The sequence below is a fragment of the Kribbella sp. NPDC051620 genome (genome assembly GCF_044453825.1).
Classification (GTDB): domain Bacteria; phylum Actinomycetota; class Actinomycetes; order Propionibacteriales; family Kribbellaceae; genus Kribbella.
In genome coordinates this window covers 1,074,671-1,091,527 of sequence record NZ_JBITDB010000004.1, presented here as the reverse complement: position 1 = coordinate 1,091,527, position 16,857 = coordinate 1,074,671, and the positions used below count along the sequence as shown (strand labels likewise).

The following is a 16,857-nucleotide window of genomic DNA, read 5'->3' as shown; positions in this document are numbered from 1 at the left end:
GGGGCCAAAGGCAACGACACTCAGGCGGCGGCTGCTGCCTCGGTCAGTTGCTCCGCGGTGGGCTGCAGTTGCGGCGATGCCAACGTCAGCAGGACATTGGCGACCGCGAACCCGGCGGCCACCAACAGGCCACGCTGGAATCCTTCGACGAGCGCCTGCTGCTGCGCGACTCCGCTGGCCAGCGCATCCGTGGTACGGGTGATGGACAGCGTCGTCACGATCGCCAGGCCCAGGGCGCCACCGACCTGGTACATCGCGCTCACCACGCCCGACGCGGCGCCGGCCTCGTGGTGCTCGACCTCGGAGACCGCCGTGATCTGTCCCGGTACGCCGACCCCGAGGATGCCGAAGCCGAAGATGATGAAGCCGGGCAGCAGATGCCCGGCGTAGCTGTCGGTAGCGCCGGCCTGCGAGAGCAGCAGCAGCCCGGCCAGACTGAGCACCGCGCCACCCAGCTGCACAGTCCTGGTGCCGACCTTCTGGACGAGCTGCGAGGCGAGCACCGCGCCGACGATCGCCGCGCCACCCATCGGCAGGAAGTGCAGACCGGCCTCGAGCGCGGAGTCGCCACGAACCTGCTGCAGGTAGATGGCGGTCAGGAAGAACATCGACAGGAAGCCCGCGCCGTTGAGCGCCAGCGCGCCGCTCGAAACGCTCAGCGCCCGCGACCGGAACAGCCGCAGCGGAACCAGCGGCGCCTTCGACCGGCGCTCGACCATCACGAAGGCGGCCAGCAGCACGACGCCAGCGATGAGGAAGGTGACGACCTCAGCCGAACCCCAGCCCTTCGGCTCGGACCGCACGACGGCGTAGACGACAGCAAGCAGACCCGCGGTACCCAGCACTGCGCCGGCCGTGTCGAAGGCGCGGTTGCCGTTCTCGTTGTGCCGGGTGTCGCGGATGTAGACCGGGATCAGCGCGACCAGGCCGACCACGATCGGCACGTTCACGAAGAACACCCACTGCCAGCTCAGCGAGTCGACCAGCAGGCCTCCGGCCACCACGCCGAGCGTGCCGCCGAGGCCGGCCAGCCCACCCCAGACGCCCATCGCGATGTTCCGATCCCGGCCGTGCGCGAAGGTGACGGTCAGGATCGCGAGCGCCGCCGGTGACAGCAACGCGCCGCCCAGACCCTGGACGGCGCGGGCGCCGATCAGGAACTCGGGCGAGTTGGACAGCCCTGCCACCAGCGAGGCGGCGCCGAAGAGCACCAGGCCGCCGACGAAGACCCGACGCGGGCCGAGGATGTCCGCCATCCGGCCGCCGAGCAGCAGGAAGCCGCCGAACAGCAGCGTGTAGGCGTTGATCACCCATTGCAGTGAGTCGGCGGAGAACTTCAGGTCCGCCTGGATGTCGGGCAGCGCGACGTTCACGATCGTCACGTCGAGCACCACGATGAACTGCGCCAGCGCCAGGACCGCCAGCGTCGACCAGGGACTGCGTCGCATTGCTTACCTCACAGGGAGAGTGTCTACGTTGTATGTATACGTTGTATGCGTACTTCGTAAACCGTAGGTCTACGTTGTAAACTTGTCAACGTGCCCCCGACCAGCAGCCCGACCGCCAAGCGGCTAGACCCGCACACCCTCGCGACCAGCGCGCTGGAGATCGCCGACGCCGAAGGGCTGGACGCGCTCACCATCCGCCGGCTCGCCCAGCTGCACGACGTGACGCCGATGGCGCTCTACCGGCACTTCAGCGACAAGGACGACCTGCTCGCGGCGGTCGGCGACCGGATCCTGGCCGACATCGCGCTGCCCGAGCCGACCGAGGAGCCGTGGGACATCCAACTGCGCGCGGTACTGGCCGCCCTGGTGAAGGCGCTCCGGCCGCATCCCAAGGCGGCGGGCCTGACGTTGTACCGGATCCTCGTCTCGCTGGACGGGCTCGCGCTCGCCGAGCGGACGATGGAGCTGCTGGTCCAGGGCGGCTTCTCCACCGACTACGCGGCGGAGGTGGGGCGGCAGTCGGTCTGCTCGCTGATCACGCTGGTGACGGCGGAGCCCGGCGCGACCGAGGACACCGACCCGGTCGCCCGCGAAGACGGCCTGCGTGCCAAGCGCGCCTCACTCGCCGCTCTCTCCCCGCACCGCTATCCGCTGATCACCGCGGCGGCGGACACCTTGATCTGCCCGACCTCACACGACGAGTACTACAACCTCGGCGTCGACCTCGTCGTCGCCGGGATCCGCGGCGTGCGGGCGGATCTGCACGGCTGAGCCCGACACACACCTTCCGGCCTCCCGCCACAAGTCAGTCGCGGGGTCTACGCTCCGAAACGGAGTCAGACCATTACACGGAGGGTTTCTCATGGCGGGCAAGTTCGAGCTGTACGAAGACAAGTCGGGCGGGTTCCGGTTCCGCCTCAAGGCCGGCAACGGCGAGGTGATCGCCGTCAGCGAGAGCTACAAGACCAAGGACGGCGCCCTGAACGGGATCGAGTCCGTGAAGAAGAACGCCGGCGACGCGAACGTGGACGACCAGACCGCCTGAACGCGCACGAACACAACGGCAGGAACTCCCCGAAGCGGAGCTCCTGCCGTTGTGTCGTTCCGGGGACGAGTCAGAGCCCCAGCTCGTGGACGACCTCACGCACCTCGACGCCGAGCCCCTCGATCGCGGCGTCCGGAATCATCGCGGCCAGCTCCTGGGCGCGTTCCGGCGTGGCGCAGTCGAGCAGGTAGTACCCGGCGAGGAACTCCTTCGCCTCCAGGAACGGGCCGTCCGTCACGGCCGGCACCCCGTCGCGCACCTTGACCACCGACGTCTTGGCCGGCTCGGCCAGCGCGACCGTGCTGTGGAACTCGCCGGACTCCTGGACGACCTGCAGGAACTTCTCGTGCCCGCTGAAGATCGCCTGCTGCTCGGCCTCGCTCAGCGCGTTCAGCACGTCCGGGTTGATGTTCAGCACAACGAGATATTTCACGATCTCTCCTTTGCCATCGGCTCCCCGCTGGGAACCTCTCGTGATCAGTACGGAGCGGGCTCCGCCACTTTGACATAGCTTCTGGTCATGACTGAGCTGACTTTCACGGACGTGCAGGCGGCGGCCGGACGGATCAAGGGGTTCGCGCACCGGACGCCGGTACTGACCTCGCGCACGCTGAACGAGCGGGTGGGCGCGGAGGTGTTCCTCAAGGCGGAGAACTTCCAGCGGATCGGGGCGTTCAAGTTCCGTGGCGCGTTCAACGCGATCAGCCGGCTCTCGCCGGAGCAGCTCGCCAGCGGCGTCGCGGCGTACTCGTCGGGCAACCACGCGCAGGCCGTCGCACTGGCCGCGCGCCTGGCCGGGACGACGGCCGTCATCCTGATGCCGAAGGATGCGCCGCCCACCAAGGTCGCGGCCACCCGCGGGTACGGCGCCGAGGTGGTGACGTATGACAGGTACGGGCAGGACCGGGCAGCCCTGGCCAGGCAGTTGTCCGAGGAGCGCGGGCTGACCCTGATTCCGCCGTACGACCACTACGACGTGATGGCCGGCCAGGGCACAGTCGCGCTGGAGTTGATCGAGGAGGTCGGCCCACTCGGCGCCCTGCTGGTACCGATCGGGGGCGGCGGCCTGATCGCGGGGTGCGCGACGGCAGCGACCGAGTTGTCGCCGGGCATCCGGGTGATCGGTGTCGAGCCGGCGGCGGGTGACGACACCGCCCGGTCGCTGGCAGCGGGCGAGCGGGTCGAGATCGAAGTACCGCGGACGATCGCCGACGGACAGGCCATCTCCACGCCGGGCGAACTGACCTTCCCGGTCGTCCAGCGGCTGGTGGACGGCGTCGAGCTCGTCAGCGACGACGAGATCCGGGCCGCGATGACGTTCGTCTTCGAGCGGCTGAAGGTGGTCGTCGAGCCGAGTGGCGCCTGCGCGCTGGCGGCTTTGCTGGCCGGCCGGATCCAGAACCTGCCCGAGCGCGTCGGAGTGGTGATTTCCGGCGGGAACGTGGGCCTGGAGCGGTGGTTGGAGCTGCTCGGAAAGCGCTGAGCCAAGGGGAGCCTGAGTACGCACTGTGCCCGTTGTCACAGAAAGCGACTTCCGGATGTGACCGGGGTCACAGCAATTCGCTGTGCGGCCGCCTGAGACACGCTCAGACGCGCTCAGGACACCTGGTGTTCACCCTGGATCGTTGAGCCGTCAGAGAGCCGTTCAGGCCCTTTCCGGAGGGTCTCTGTGGATCTGAGGGTTTGCGTCGTGATCGTTCTGTTATACAGTCGTCGGCGGTTCGACAAATGCGCCGAACTGCGAGTGTGTCAACGCCGAGTCCTGCCAGGCACACCCGCTCCCCTCGAACACCACATGGCAGGAGTGGGGGACCCAGGAAGTTGGGTCCCGACCGTGAGTGGTCGGGTCCCTGGGGTGAAGTCCGCGGGAGCGGACCGGGCTATTGACTCTCAGCCCGAACCCGACAGCTAACTTCACAGGCGTCGGGAGACAACCATGCCCGTCACTGCCCGACGGACAGCGCTTCATGGCGCCGTCAGTCAGTCCAGCGATGCCAGTACCCGGCCCACCGGCCGCGGGTTGGCGAAGCACCGCAAGTCCAGCAAGTCCGCGGCCGCCCCTCGCGCCGCGGCGGCCGTCCTCTCGGTCGGCCTCGCCGTCGGTGGTGGAGCCGCGATCAGCGTGGTCACCGCTCCGCAGACCGCCTCGGCAGCAACCACCGCGAAGCTCACCGCCGGCCAGATCCGCGGCAACGCGAGCATCGCCAGTCGCCCCCTGATTCGCTTCCGCGACTCGGGCAAAACCGTCAAGTACGTTCAGAAGACGCTGCGCCTGCGTCAGGACGGCTGGTTCGGCAACGGCACCGTCGGCGCGCTGAAGAAGTTCCAGCGCTCCTGGGGCCTCAGCGCGACCGGCTACATGAACAAGCCCACCTGGGGCCGGCTGACCTGGGCCGCCAACCACGGCGTGCTCTACGGCAAGGTCGGTACGACGACCACCACGACCTTCCGCGCCAAGGTGCTGCGTGAGGCCGCGAAGCTCAAGGGCACCCCGTACCGCTACGGCGGCACGACGACCCGTGGCTTCGACTGCTCCGGCTACACCGGCTACGTGTACAAGAAGGCCGGCAAGAAGCTGCCCCGTACGTCGCGTCAGCAGTACAGCGCGACGAAGCACATCAGCCGGACGGCCGCGAAGCCGGGCGACCTGGTGTTCTTCCGCAGCGGTGGTGGCGGCGTGTACCACGTCGGCATCTACGCCGGGTCGAACATGCTGTGGCACGCCTCCAAGCCGGGTAAGCCGATCGGCAAGGCGAAGATCTGGACCAGCAGCGTGGCCTTCGGCCGCGTCTGAGGATCCAACCCGTCAGCGGTCTGACTCCCCCCACCGGCCGCTGACCTGACAACCGGTCGTGGCGTCGTCACCCCCCACCCCTCCCGACGACGCCCGGCCGGTTGTCCATGTCTACAGATCGAGCAGACCCGCGTCGTGCGCCAGGATCGCGACCTGGACCCGGTTGGTGGCGTCCAGCTTCACCAGCACCCGGGAGACGTGCGCCTTCACGGTCGCCTCGCTCATGAACAGCTGCCGGCCGATGTCCGCGTTGGACAGCCCGCGCGCGACCGCCGCCAGTACTTCGCGCTCCCGATCGGTGAGCGCCGTCAGCCGTTCCCGCGCGGTCCGCTGCCGGTCCGTCCGGGGATCGGCCGCGAAGTGCCCGATCAGCCGCTTCGTCACGGCCGGCGAGAGCATCGCGTCGCCGGCCGCCACCACCCGAACCGCCTGGACCAGCTCCCGCGGCGGGGTGTCCTTGAGCAGGAACCCACTCGCCCCGGCCTGCAGCGCCCGGAACACGTAGTCGTCCAGGTCGAACGTGGTCAGTACGACGACCTTCGGCGGATCCGGCAACGCCTGGACCTCCCGGGTCGCGGCGAGCCCGTCCAGCCGCGGCATCCGGATGTCCATCAAGACGACGTCCGGCCGGTGCTGGCGGACCATCGCGGCCGCGTCGGCGCCGTCATCAGCCTCCGCGACCACCTCGAGATCGTCGGCCGACTCCAGGATCATCTTCAGCCCGGCCCGCACCAGCGCCTCGTCGTCCACGATCAACAGCCGCGTCATCGCTCTCCCTCTTTGCCATCGGACCAGGGCAGCCAAGCTTCCACTCGCCACCCGCCGTCCTGAGTAGGTCCGGCGTCGAGACGCCCACCGGACAGCGTCACGCGCTCGCGCAGCCCGACGAGCCCCGCGCCGGAGCCGGGCAACAGTGAATCAGCCGCCACCGGCCGGACGTTGGTCACCCGGACATTGACCCCGGTCCCGGGCGCGCCTTCGACCAGTACCTCGGTATGGACCCCGCGCGCATGCTTGTGCACATTGGTCAGCGCCTCCTGGACGACCCGATAAACCGTCCGCCCGACCAGAGCCGGTACGTCGTCCGGCAGCATCAGCGAGCTCGTCACCTGGACGCCGGCCGCGCGCGACGCCTCCACCAACCGCTCCAGATCGGCGGCACGTGGTACCGGAGCAAGGTCGGCGCCGGCCTGACTCAGGTCGGTCCGCAGTACACCCAGAACCTCGCGCAGGTCCTCCATCGCCTGCCGGGCGGTCTCGCGGATCAGCCCGGCCGAGCTCTCGACCTTGTCCGCACCGACGGCTGGGTTCACCTCGAGCCCGCCGGCGTGCAGCGCGATCAGGGAGACCTTGTGGGCCAGTACGTCGTGCATCTCCTGCGCGATCCGGGCCCGCTCGCCCAGCCGGGCCTGCTCGGCTCTCAGCTCCCGCTCCGCCTCGGCGCGCTCGGCGCGATCCCGCAGCGACGCCATCAGGTCCCGCCGGGCACCGATGTAGGCGCCGACCGCCACCCAGGCGCCGATCAGGAAGGGGCCGCTGAAGATGGGAACCCAGAGATCGCCATCGGGCGGCCGATTCTGGAGCACGTACGCGACGTACGCCGCGAAGGTCAGCACTCCCATTGCCAGGTCTCGCCGGCGGATCGCCAGCGTGAGCAGGGCGAGCCCGACCGGCATGAAGATGCCGACCGAGCCGAGCGCTACGACGGCGATGACCGTGACGACGACCGGGTACTTCCGGCGCCACCACAGGGCCAGCGACGCGACGATGCCGACGCCGAGCACCATCCAGTCGCCTGTGTGCCAGCCAGGCTTGCCCGAGGCGGCCTGCGCGACGATCGTGAGCAGGCTGAAGCCGATGTACATCAGGTCGCGGATGCGCGGGGCGCGCCGGACGAACCAGGCATACCAGCGCCGCAACCGTTGCATTGAGTCAGCGTAGTCGCGGCACGTCAGGACTTACGTCCCTCTTCCGTTGATGCCTGGTGTCCCCCATCGGGTGGGGGCCGGTCGCGTTCCCGGCGACTTAAGTAGGGGGTGACTCCAGACGGTCGGTCGATGTGGCGAGGGGGTCGTGACCGGTTGAGTAAGGGGCATGATCACAGTCGAGAACCTCAGCAAGCGCTACGGCCACCACGCGGCGGTCAGCGACGTCTCCTTCACGGTCGAGCCGGGCAGCATCACCGGCTTCCTCGGCCCGAACGGCGCCGGCAAGTCGACCACCCTGCGCATGCTGACGGGACTCACCCCGCCCAGCTCGGGCCGCGCGACGATCGCCGGCAAGAAGTACTCCGACCTGCCGAACCCCGGGCGCGTCGTCGGGGTCATGCTCGACGCGGCGGCCCAGCACCCGGGCCGGACCGGTCGCGAGACGCTGCTGCTCAACGCGTCGCTGCTCGGCGTACCGAACAGCCGGGCGGACGAGATGCTGGAGGCAGTCGGGCTCTCCTCGGCCGCGAAGCGTCGCGTCGGCCAGTACTCGCTGGGGATGCGGCAGCGGCTCGGCATCGCGGCAGCGCTGCTGGGCGACCCGGCCGCGCTCATCCTGGACGAGCCGGCCAACGGTATGGACCCTGAGGGCATCCGCTGGATGCGTGGACTGCTGCAGGACTTCGCGTCCCGCGGCGGCACGGTGATCCTGTCCAGCCACCTGCTGGGCGAGGTGCAGGCGACAGTCGATCGGCTGGTCGTCATCGGCGGCGGCAAGATCGTCGCGAACGGCTCGCTGGAGGAGCTGCTCGCCGGTAGCGGCACGCTCGTCCGCGGCCTCGACCCGATCGGCCTGAACGAGGCACTGACCGCGGCCGGCCTCAACCTCGAGCCCCTGTACGACGGCGCGCTGCGCGTCGACGCCACCGCCGAGCAGGTCGGCCGCGCCGCGGCCGCCGCCGGCCAGGTCCTGATCGAACTGCGCGAGAGCGACGGCGCCGGCCTGGAAGAGCTGTTCTTCCAGCTCACCACGCCCGCCGCAGCTGCTGCCTGACCCGCCACACACTTTCTAGGAGTACAAACATCATGGCTGTCACCGAAATCACCTCACCGGCTGTCTCGGCCGTTCCGGGCAAGCACCGGGCTGCCGTCGCCACCTCTCTGCCGCCCGCGCGCGGCCAGTCCTTCCTCAAGCTCGTCACGATCGAGCTGCGCAAGTCCGTCAACACCCGCAGCGGCCGGTACCTGATCCTGGGCATCCTGGCCCTGGCGGTCGCCGCGCTGACCTGGCAGCTCACGCACCTGGACGACGGCGTACAGCGCTTCGACGGCTACCTGGCCGCGGCGTCGACCGGCGTGCTGCTGATCCTGCCGGTGATCGGCGTGATGGCGATGACGAGTGAGTGGACCCAGCGGACCGCGCTGACCACCTTCACGCTGTCGCCGCGCCGGATCCGGGTCCAGTTCGCCAAGTTCGCCTCGGCGATCGTGCTGAGCGTCGTCCTGCTGAGCGTCACCGCGGTGATGGCGCTGGCCGCCACCGCGATCGGCGGCGCCATCGACGGCGGCGGAGCGTCGTACGCCGGAATCGGCGGCGCGCTGGCCGGGGCCTACCTGTCGACCGCGCTCAACGTCGTGATGGGTGCCGCCTTCGGCGCGGTGATCGCGCAGACCGCCGTCGCCATCCTGGTCTTCTTCGTCGCCCCGACCGCCTGGGGCCTGGCCGGGCCTGCCCTGTTCAAGGACAACGCGAACTGGCTGGATGTGTTCGGCGCCTTCGGCCGGATCGCCGAGCGCGACCTGAACGGGATGCTGCCCGAGACGCTCACCGCGATCGCGGTCTGGGTGGTGCTGCCGACCATCGTCGGACTGTGGGCAAGCTCACGTCGCGAGGTGAAGTAACCCCTCTCAGGGGTCCGAAACGCGGGAGGCCTGGCCGGTTTGAGGGGACCGGACAGGCCTCCCGGCCCGTGATCGGACCTCTTCGGGGGTCCAGTCAGGGGGCGGTGCGTGTGTCGGACACCGGCTCCGGGTAACCTGTAACCACGATTACTGACGACTGATCCGTGGGCGCCACGCTGCGTACCCGGTTGACTTGTGCGAGGGGGTCGACGCTATGGGGCGCGGCCGTGCAAAGGCCAAGCAGACGAAGGTCGCACGCGACCTGAAGTACCGCACCTGGGACACCGACTTGGACCAGCTCAAGAAAGAGCTGTCCGGCGGGGACGAGGGTGGTACCTCTGCGAACGGCAACAACGACACAGACGTCGGCGATGACGCCGACGACTACCACCCCCGTCGGTAAAGCCGCAGCAGCACTCTGACCTGTCCAGCGCCTCAGGGCGCTCGGACAGGTCGACTGTGCTTGGCCGACGTAGTTCCACCACACGGCAGGACAGGTCCTTCGAGCCTGCCCTTTCGACACGTTGAGGTCCGGGGCGTTTCTCCGGTGCCCAGAAAGCTTTGTGGGCACCGGTGAAGCGTCCCGGCATGTACCTCAGTTCGTGTAGTCACCCTGCAGCTCGACGCCTGTCTTCGCGTCGGTGGCCGAGCTGACCTCGCCGCACACCCAGGCGTCGATGTCGCGCTCGGCCAGTGCCGCGATCGCGCGGTCCGCCGCGGCAGCGCCCAGTACCGCAACCATGCCGACACCCATGTTCAGCGTCTTCTCCAGCTCGAGCTGCGGGACGCCGCCGAGCTGGCCGACCAGGCCGAAGATCGGTGCCGGGCTCCAGCTCGACCGGTCGATTCGTACCGCGAGGTCGTCGGGGATGACCCGCGCCAGGTTCGCCGCGAAGCCACCGCCGGTGATGTGCGACATCGCGTGCAACGGCTTCTCGTCACCAGCGTTGAGCTCCTGGATCAGCTCGAGGCAGTGCTTCGCGTACACCCGCGTCGGGATCAGCAGGGTGTCACCGAGCGTGCCGCCCAGCTCGGGCACCTCCCGGTCGAGCTGCCAGCCGGCCCGGTCGAAGAACACGTGCCGGACCAGGCTGTAACCGTTCGAGTGCAAGCCGGAGGACGCCATCGCGACCACCACGTCACCCGCCCGGACCCGGTCGGCGCCGATCACCTCGTCGGCCTCGACCACTCCGGTCGCGGCGCCGGCGACGTCGTACTCGTCGGCCTCCAGCAGTCCCGGGTGCTCGGCGGTCTCGCCGCCGACGAGCGCAGTACCGGCTTCGACGCAGGCCTCGGCGATGCCCTTGACGATCTGCGCGATCGTCTCCGGGACCACCTTGCCGGTGCAGATGTAGTCGGTCATGAACAGCGGCTCGGCGCCGCAGACGACCAGGTCGTCGACGACCATGCCGACCAGGTCGAACCCGATCGTGTCGTGCCGGTCCATCTTCTGCGCGATCGCGACCTTGGTGCCGACGCCGTCGGTCGAGGTCGCCAGCAACGGCCGCCGGTACGCCGTCAGCGCACTCGCGTCGAACAGCCCGGCGAAGCCGCCGAGCCCGCCGACCACCTCCGGCCGGGTCGCCTTGGCCACCCATTCCTTCATCAGCTCGACAGCCCGGTCACCGGCCTCGATGTCGACGCCGGCGGCCGCGTAGCTCGCGCCCTCGCTCACTGTGGTTCTCACTTTCTCAGGGGGCTTGCGGGCCTGGTGGTCAGGGCCGGGACAGCGCGTCGGCGGCGCCCGCGCCACCGGACACCGTGGCCAGGCCGTCGATGTCGGTGCTCACCGGTACTTCGAGCAGGTGCTTGCCGAGGTGCTCCGGCTCCGGCAGCGCGACCGGGTAGATCCCGTCGAAGCAGGCCCGGCAGAGCTTGTCCTTCGGCACCGAGGTGGCCTCGATCAAGCCGTCGAGGCTGACGTAGCCGAGTGAGTCGGCGCCGATCGAACGGCAGATCTCCTCGGTGTTCAGCCCGTTGGCGATCAGCTCGGCCCGGCTGGCGAAGTCGATGCCGTAGAAACACGGCCACTTCACCGGCGGCGACGAGATCCGGACGTGGATCTCCTTGGCGCCGGACTCGCGCAGCATCTTGATCACCGCGCGCTGGGTGTTGCCGCGGACGATCGAGTCGTCGACGACGACGAGGCGCTTGCCCTCGATCACCTCGCGCAGCGGGTTCAGCTTCAGCCGGATGCCCAGCTGGCGAATGGTCTGGCTCGGCTGGATGAAGGTCCGGCCGACGTAGGCGTTCTTGACCAGCCCGGAGCCGTAGGGGATGCCCGACTCCTCGGCGTACCCGATGGCGCCCGGCGTACCGGACTCCGGGGTGGCGATCACCAGATCGGCCTCGACCGGGTGCTCACGGGCCAGCTGACGGCCGACCTCGACCCGGGTGGTGTGGATCCGCTGGCCGGAGATCTGGGTGTCCGGGCGGGCCAGGTAGACGAACTCGAACAGGCAGCCCTTCGGCTCCGGCTCGGCGAACCGGGTGGAGCGCAGGCCGTCCTCGTCGATCGCGACGATCTCGCCCGGCTCGACCTCGCGGATGAAGCTCGCGCCGACGATGTCGAGCGCCGCGGTCTCGCTGGCGATCACCCAGCCCCGCTCCAGCCGGCCCAGCACCAGCGGGCGGATGCCCTGCGGGTCGCGGGCGGCGTACAGGGTGGACTCGTCCATGAAGATCAGGCTGTAGGCGCCCTTGACCTTCGGCAGCACCTTGGCGGCCGCCTGCTCGATGGTCAGGTCCGGGTAGCCGGCCAGCATCGAGGTCAGGATGTCGGTGTCCGAGGAGGCGCCGTGCTTGGCGTTGGCCTTGGCGTGCTCGACGTCCAGGTCCAGGCCCAGGTCGAGGTCGTCGCGGCCGCCGAGCGTCGCGGCCAGCTCACCGGTGTTGGTGAGGTTGCCGTTGTGCCCGAGCGCGATCGAGCCGGTCGCGGTCGACCGGAACGTCGGCTGGGCGTTCGCCCAGACGCTCGATCCGGTCGTCGAGTACCGGCAGTGCCCGACTGCTATATATCCCTTCAGCGAGGCGAGAGTCGCCTCGTCGAAGGCCTGGCTGACCAGCCCCATGTCCTTGTAGACCAGGATCTGACTGCCGTTGCTGACCGCGATGCCAGCCGACTCCTGCCCCCGGTGCTGCAGAGCGTAGAGCCCGAAATAGGTGAGTTTGGCAACCTCTTCCCCCGGAGCCCAGACCCCGAAGACGCCACAAGCGTCCTGCGGTCCTAGGTCCTGCGGGTCAAGATCATGAGTGAGCCGACCATCGCCACGAGCCACGCGGCCCAGTGTACGGGACCTGGATCACCAGCAAGCATTGGCCGACGGGCACGCGGGGCTGGCGCCCGCCTCGACCGGCTGCGGTTGTGAGCTACCGCTCAGCCCACCCGAAATACCGGCGACCGCCGCGAGTAGCAGGCCGGAAGCGACTACAGTAAGACACTTCTTGATCACAGCTCGTCCCCTCGAAATAATGTGCGTCAACCAAACAAGCGCTCATTGTCGACGCATTCTGTATATGGTCGGTTCCGAACAGGCGCTGAAGGAGTGAACAGCTGTGTTGGAACCGCTGGGTGTGGATGATGCCACCTTCGCGGTCTACCACGCCCTGTTAAGCCATCCGGACAGCACACCGGAGCAGATCGCGGTGCTGGCGAACCAGCCGCTGGCGCAGGTGCTGAACACCATGGAGCTGCTCCGCAAGCTCGAGCTCCTGGTCCCCACCTGGGCCGATCCGAAGGCCGAGCACGCGGTCCATCCCCGGGTCGGGCTGTCCAGCCTGGCGGAGCGCCGCCGGGGCGAGCTGAACCGGATGCTCAACGAGCTCAACCAGGCCGAGTCGTCGGCCGAGGTGATCGCCGAGCAGTACAACGAACTCCTCACCGCCCGCAGCAGCGGGGACGTCGAGGTGCTCAAAGGCCGCGCGAACGCGTCCCAGCGGATCGAGGAGCTCGGCCTGAAGGCACGGGAGACCCTCTGGGGAATGATTCCGGCCCACCTGGACGACGAGATCCAGCCGATCTCGGACTCGCCGGACATGCCGCTGCTCGAGCGTGGCCTGAAGATGCGCAGCATCTACCTGCAGAGCATGACGGTCTCCAAGCCGGGGATGGACTACGCCGCCACCCTGCACCGCCTCGGCGGCGAGGTGCGGGTGACTCCGACCCTGCCGATGCGGCTGCTCATCTTCGACCAGGAGATCGCCATCATGGCGATGGACCCGGACAACCCGGCAGCCGGTGCGGTCATCCACCGCAGTCCTGCCGTGGTCGCGGTCGCCCTCGCGCTCTTCGACGCCTACTGGGCCCGGGCCGACGAGATCTTCTCCCCCGAAGACCGCGACGACAACAACCCGCTCACCCCGCACGAGGCCGAGGTACTACGCCTGCTGGCCGGCGGCGCCAAGGACGAGCAGGTGGCCCGCCTCCTCGGCATCTCGCTGCGTACCGCCCGCCGCATCACCGCGAATCTCTCCGAACGCCTCGACGCCACTTCCCGCTTCGAACTGGGAGTAGCCGCCGCCAAACGCGGCTGGGTCTGACATTGTTCGAGTCGCCGGCGCCGAATGGAACGCTATTCCACCAGCCGCCGGAGACAATTCATCCAACCGCCTTCTAAAAGGCGGGTTCGGATTTCCGGATGATTCGCCTGCGGACGGCGGCTGGAAATGCTGTTGTTCGATGGCGGCGTCCTGAAACTGCCGACGATCAGGCGGTGTGGACGCTGGTGACCGTCCTGCGGACCGCCCGGCGGCGGGCGGCGAAGCTTGGGGAGCAGGCCGGGGCTTCGGGGCGGCTTTCGGATGGCTCGGTGGGGCTCGGTTCGGTGAGTTTTGGGCTAGACCAATCGAGGATTGACCGAAGCATTTGAATACACCATACGTTCGGCGGAATTAGGCGTGGGTCAGATGTTCTTGACGGCGGCCAGGAGTTTGGTGAGGGATTCCCGGGCGTCGCCGAAGAGGAGGGTGGTCTTGGGGTCGTACAGGAGCTCGTTCTCGATGCCGGCGAAGCCTGGGCGCATCGAGCGCTTCAGGAAGATGACTCGCTGGGCCTCGTCGGCGTTGAGGATGGGCATGCCGTAGATGGGGGCGCTGGGGGTGTTGCGGGCGGCCGGGTTGACGACGTCGTTGGCGCCGACGACCAGGACGACGTCCGTGGACTTGAAGTCGCCGTTGATCTCGTCCATCTCGCGCAGCTGCTCGTACGGGACCTGGGCCTCGGCGAGCAGCACGTTCATGTGGCCGGGCATCCGGCCGGCCACCGGGTGGATGGCGTAGTCGACCTTGACCCCGCGGCCCTGCAACTCCTCGACCAGATCGCGCAGGGTGTGCTGGGCCTGGGCCACGGCCAGCCCATACCCGGGCACGATGACGACACGTTGCGCGTACCCGAGCAGGATCGCCACGTCCGTCGCCGTACCGGAGATGACCGGCCGTTCGGACGCGACGCCACCACCCAGCGTCGAGCCGCCCTTGACCGCGCCGAACAGGATGTTGAAGACCGAGCGACCCATCGCGTCGGCCATCAGCTTGGTCAGCAACGTACCGGCCGCACCGACCAGCGTTCCCGCGATCAGCAGCAGCGCGTTGCCGAGCACGTATCCACCCGCAGCCACGGTCAGGCCGGTGAAGGCGTTCAGCAGCGAGATGACGATCGGCACGTCGGCACCGCCCACCGGCAGTACCAGCATCACGCCGAGCGCCAGCCCGACCAGGCAGAGCAGCACGCCGACCCAGACCCGCGGATCCGTGACCAGCCAGACCGACAGCGCGACCCCGCCGAGGGTGCCGGCCACGAACAGCACCGGCAGACCCGGGAAGGTCACCGGCCGGCTCGTCATCAGCTCCTGCAGCTTGGCGAACGTCACCACCGAACCGGAGAAGCTGATCGCCCCGACCACGATGGTGAAGGCGGTCGCGATCGCGGCGATCGTCTCGCCGTCCCGGACCTCACCCAGTTCCATCAGCGCGACGAGCGCGGCCGCGCCACCGCCGACGCCGTTGAACAGCGCCACCAGCTGGGGCATGTGTGTCATCTGTACCCGGCGCGAGCCGACCACACCGGCGATCGTGCCGATCACCAGCGCGACCAGGATCGCGGCCAGGTGGTCCGGCTTGTACGCGACGAAGGTGATGATCACCGCGAGCACCGCGCCCGCGGCGCCGAGCAGGTTGCCGCGGCGCGCCGACTTCGGCGACGAGAGAGCCTTCAGCGCGACGATGAAGCAGACCGCCGAGATCAGGTACCCGATCTGGGCCCAGGTGTCGATCACTTCTGCAGCTCCTTCTTGCGCGCCGCCGGACCGCGGAACATCTCCAGCATCCGGTCGGTGACGACGAACCCGCCGACCATGTTCACCGTGGCCAGTACGACGGCCAGCAGCCCGACGATCACCACCAGGGTGGAGTCGGCCTGGCCGGTGACGATGATGGCGCCGACCAGGATGACGCCGTGGATCGCGTTCGCGCCGGACATCAGCGGGGTGTGCAGGGTCGAGGAGACCTTGCTGATCACCTCGACGCCGACGAACGCCGCGAGCACGAAGATGGTCAACAGAGCGATGGTCTCGGTCATGCCGTCGGTCCTTCCAGAAGCTCGCGGGTCGGCTCGTGCAGGACCGTGCCGTCGTGGGTGAGGCAGCAGCCGGCGACGATCTCGTCGTCGAAGTCCGGGTTGAACTCCGCGTCCCGGGTCATCAGCGCGATCAGGTTGGCGATGTTCTGGCCGTAGAGCCGGCTGGCCGGTCCGGCCATCTGGCTGGGCACGTTCGCGCCGCCCCAGACCAGCGCGTTGCCGATCATCAGTTCGGTACCGGCCACCGAGCCCTCGACGTTGCCGCCGGACTCCGAGGCCAGGTCGACCACGACCGAGCCGGGCTTCATCTGCTCGACCATCGACCGCGACACCAGCATCGGAGCGGTCCGCCCCGGTACCGCGGCGGTCGTGATCAGCGCGTCGGCGCCCGCGATGTACGGCGCGAGCAGGTCACGCTGCAACTGCGCGCGCTCCTCGGTCATCTCGCGGGCATAGCCGCCCGGCCCGTCCAGCGTGCCGAGCTCGAGCTCGATCGGCTGCGCGCCCATCGAGGCGATCTCCTCGGCCGCGGCAGTCCGGACGTCGTACGCCTTGACGACCGCACCGAGGCGCTTAGCGGTCGCGATCGCCTGCAGCCCGGCGACACCGGCGCCCAGGACGAGAACCTGGGCCGGCGGCACCGTACCGGCTGCTGTCATGTTCAGCGGGAAGAACCGGGGCAGGCGTTCCGCCGCGACGATGGCCGCGCGGTAGCCGGCCACCAGCGCCTGCGAGGAGAGCGCGTCCATCGACTGCGCCCGGGAGATCCGCGGGATCATCTCCATCGCGAACGCGGTCAGCTTGGCCCGGGTCGCGGCCCGGATCACGTCCGGCGGGTTCGTCGGCAGGAACGACATCAGCGCCGTACCGGCGTGCAGCCGCTGCAGTCGCTCGCGTTCGAGCGGCTGCACCGACACCACCACCGTCGCCGCATGGTCGGCTCCCCAGGCCACCTCCGCCCCGGCGTCGCGATAGGCGTCGTCGGAGTACAGGGCGCGCTCGCCGGCCGCGGGTTCGACCGCGACCTCGTAGCCGAGCTGGACGAGTTTGACGATTTGCTCCGGCACCAGGGCCACCCGGCGCTCGGCCGGTCTGGTCTCTCGCACTACTGCGATCTTCACTCGCCGAAACCTATGCCAAACACACGGTGCCCGGAAAGCCCGGTC

General features: G+C 68.9%; 17 protein-coding genes and 1 riboswitch. Of the genes, 8 read left to right on the top strand and 9 right to left on the bottom strand.

Going from position 1 to position 16,857, the window contains the following annotated elements:
- Positions 1-20: 20 nt before the first annotated feature.
- Positions 21-1,448 (bottom strand): MFS transporter, encoded by a 1,428-nt coding sequence (locus ACIA12_RS24220; RefSeq protein WP_396369309.1) that lies wholly within the window; start codon positions 1,446-1,448, stop codon positions 21-23.
- 90 nt (positions 1,449-1,538) lie between these two features.
- On the opposite strand from ACIA12_RS24220, the gene ACIA12_RS24215 reads away from it, so the two are divergent.
- Both ACIA12_RS24215 and ACIA12_RS24210 read left to right on the top strand, forming a co-directional pair.
- The gene (locus tag ACIA12_RS24215) at positions 1,539-2,219 is read left to right on the top strand and encodes a TetR/AcrR family transcriptional regulator (protein ID WP_396369308.1); all 681 of its coding nucleotides are present in this window, start codon (positions 1,539-1,541) and stop codon (positions 2,217-2,219) included.
- Positions 2,220-2,310: 91 nt separating this feature from the next.
- Positions 2,311-2,493 (top strand): YegP family protein, encoded by a 183-nt coding sequence (locus tag ACIA12_RS24210; protein ID WP_396369307.1) that lies wholly within the window; start codon positions 2,311-2,313, stop codon positions 2,491-2,493.
- 70 nt (positions 2,494-2,563) lie between these two features.
- Here ACIA12_RS24210 and ACIA12_RS24205 read toward each other — a convergent pair whose 3' ends face one another.
- Positions 2,564-2,926, bottom strand: a complete 363-nt coding sequence (locus ACIA12_RS24205; protein WP_396369306.1) for a YciI family protein — start codon at positions 2,924-2,926, stop codon at positions 2,564-2,566.
- An 87-nt stretch (positions 2,927-3,013) separates the two neighbouring features.
- On the opposite strand from ACIA12_RS24205, the gene ACIA12_RS24200 reads away from it, so the two are divergent.
- On the top strand, positions 3,014-3,976 hold the full coding sequence (locus tag ACIA12_RS24200; RefSeq protein ID WP_396369305.1) for a threo-3-hydroxy-L-aspartate ammonia-lyase: 963 nt from the start codon (positions 3,014-3,016) through the stop codon (positions 3,974-3,976).
- A gap of 260 nt (positions 3,977-4,236) precedes the next feature.
- A riboswitch (cyclic di-AMP (ydaO/yuaA leader) is annotated at positions 4,237-4,430 on the top strand.
- A complete protein-coding gene (locus ACIA12_RS24195; RefSeq protein ID WP_396369304.1) occupies positions 4,430-5,287 on the top strand; it encodes an NlpC/P60 family protein in 858 nt (285 codons plus the stop codon). It overlaps the preceding riboswitch by 1 nt.
- Positions 5,288-5,398: 111 nt before the next feature.
- On the opposite strand, the gene ACIA12_RS24190 is transcribed toward ACIA12_RS24195, so the two are convergent.
- Positions 5,399-6,055 (bottom strand): response regulator, encoded by a 657-nt coding sequence (locus ACIA12_RS24190; protein WP_396369303.1) that lies wholly within the window; start codon positions 6,053-6,055, stop codon positions 5,399-5,401.
- Entirely contained in the window at positions 6,052-7,215 is a 1,164-nt protein-coding gene (locus ACIA12_RS24185) for a sensor histidine kinase (RefSeq protein WP_396369302.1), read from the bottom strand. The genes ACIA12_RS24190 and ACIA12_RS24185 overlap by 4 nt, the downstream gene beginning before the upstream one ends.
- 166 nt (positions 7,216-7,381) lie before the next feature.
- Here ACIA12_RS24185 and ACIA12_RS24180 point away from each other — a divergent pair, with 166 nt between their 5' ends.
- The 3 genes from ACIA12_RS24180 (at position 7,382) to ACIA12_RS24170 (ending at position 9,520) form a co-directional block, all read left to right on the top strand.
- A complete protein-coding gene (locus ACIA12_RS24180; protein WP_396369301.1) occupies positions 7,382-8,269 on the top strand; it encodes an ABC transporter ATP-binding protein in 888 nt (295 codons plus the stop codon).
- 32 nt (positions 8,270-8,301) lie between these two features.
- Positions 8,302-9,117, top strand: a complete 816-nt coding sequence (locus tag ACIA12_RS24175; protein ID WP_396369300.1) for an ABC transporter permease — start codon at positions 8,302-8,304, stop codon at positions 9,115-9,117.
- A 214-nt stretch (positions 9,118-9,331) separates the two neighbouring features.
- Complete coding sequence (locus tag ACIA12_RS24170) at positions 9,332-9,520, top strand: DUF3073 domain-containing protein (RefSeq protein WP_020389018.1); 189 nt, start codon at positions 9,332-9,334, stop codon at positions 9,518-9,520.
- A 192-nt stretch (positions 9,521-9,712) separates the two neighbouring features.
- Here the strand turns inward: ACIA12_RS24170 and purM are convergent, their stop codons facing one another.
- Positions 9,713-10,792: a phosphoribosylformylglycinamidine cyclo-ligase gene (purM, locus tag ACIA12_RS24165; RefSeq protein ID WP_396369395.1), complete on the bottom strand. Its 1,080-nt coding sequence runs from the start codon at positions 10,790-10,792 to the stop codon at positions 9,713-9,715.
- Positions 10,793-10,832: 40 nt separating this feature from the next.
- Positions 10,833-12,395, bottom strand: coding sequence for an amidophosphoribosyltransferase (gene purF / locus ACIA12_RS24160; protein ID WP_396369299.1), 1,563 nt, complete (start codon positions 12,393-12,395; stop codon positions 10,833-10,835).
- 277 nt (positions 12,396-12,672) lie between these two features.
- Between purF and ACIA12_RS24155 the strand changes: the two genes are divergently transcribed.
- Complete coding sequence (locus tag ACIA12_RS24155; RefSeq protein ID WP_396369298.1) at positions 12,673-13,656, top strand: LuxR C-terminal-related transcriptional regulator; 984 nt, start codon at positions 12,673-12,675, stop codon at positions 13,654-13,656.
- A gap of 362 nt (positions 13,657-14,018) precedes the next feature.
- On the opposite strand, the gene ACIA12_RS24150 is transcribed toward ACIA12_RS24155, so the two are convergent.
- The 3 genes from ACIA12_RS24150 to ACIA12_RS24140 are packed head-to-tail and all read right to left on the bottom strand — an operon-like array spanning position 14,019 to position 16,812.
- The gene (locus ACIA12_RS24150; RefSeq protein WP_396369297.1) at positions 14,019-15,389 is read right to left on the bottom strand and encodes an NAD(P)(+) transhydrogenase (Re/Si-specific) subunit beta; all 1,371 of its coding nucleotides are present in this window, start codon (positions 15,387-15,389) and stop codon (positions 14,019-14,021) included.
- Entirely contained in the window at positions 15,386-15,691 is a 306-nt protein-coding gene (locus tag ACIA12_RS24145; RefSeq protein WP_343970834.1) for an NAD(P) transhydrogenase subunit alpha, read from the bottom strand. Before ACIA12_RS24145 ends, ACIA12_RS24150 begins: the two co-directional genes overlap by 4 nt.
- Positions 15,688-16,812 carry an NAD(P) transhydrogenase subunit alpha gene (locus tag ACIA12_RS24140; protein ID WP_344844291.1) on the bottom strand — a complete coding sequence of 375 codons (1,125 nt, stop codon included), beginning with the start codon at positions 16,810-16,812 and terminating at the stop codon, positions 15,688-15,690. The genes ACIA12_RS24145 and ACIA12_RS24140 overlap by 4 nt, the downstream gene beginning before the upstream one ends.
- Between the last annotated feature and the right edge of the window lie 45 nt (positions 16,813-16,857).

Coding starts and splice junctions, on each gene's coding strand:
- ACIA12_RS24190 (WP_396369303.1), bottom strand. CDS start 6,055: ATGACGCGGCTGTTGATCGTGGACGACGAGGCGCTGGTGCGGGCCGGG.
- ACIA12_RS24210 (WP_396369307.1), top strand. CDS start 2,311: ATGGCGGGCAAGTTCGAGCTGTACGAAGACAAGTCGGGCGGGTTCCGG.
- ACIA12_RS24175 (WP_396369300.1), top strand. CDS start 8,302: ATGGCTGTCACCGAAATCACCTCACCGGCTGTCTCGGCCGTTCCGGGC.
- ACIA12_RS24200 (WP_396369305.1), top strand. CDS start 3,014: ATGACTGAGCTGACTTTCACGGACGTGCAGGCGGCGGCCGGACGGATC.
- ACIA12_RS24185 (WP_396369302.1), bottom strand. CDS start 7,215: ATGCAACGGTTGCGGCGCTGGTATGCCTGGTTCGTCCGGCGCGCCCCG.
- ACIA12_RS24195 (WP_396369304.1), top strand. CDS start 4,430: ATGCCCGTCACTGCCCGACGGACAGCGCTTCATGGCGCCGTCAGTCAG.
- ACIA12_RS24170 (WP_020389018.1), top strand. CDS start 9,332: ATGGGGCGCGGCCGTGCAAAGGCCAAGCAGACGAAGGTCGCACGCGAC.
- ACIA12_RS24180 (WP_396369301.1), top strand. CDS start 7,382: ATGATCACAGTCGAGAACCTCAGCAAGCGCTACGGCCACCACGCGGCG.
- ACIA12_RS24145 (WP_343970834.1), bottom strand. CDS start 15,691: ATGACCGAGACCATCGCTCTGTTGACCATCTTCGTGCTCGCGGCGTTC.
- ACIA12_RS24220 (WP_396369309.1), bottom strand. CDS start 1,448: ATGCGACGCAGTCCCTGGTCGACGCTGGCGGTCCTGGCGCTGGCGCAG.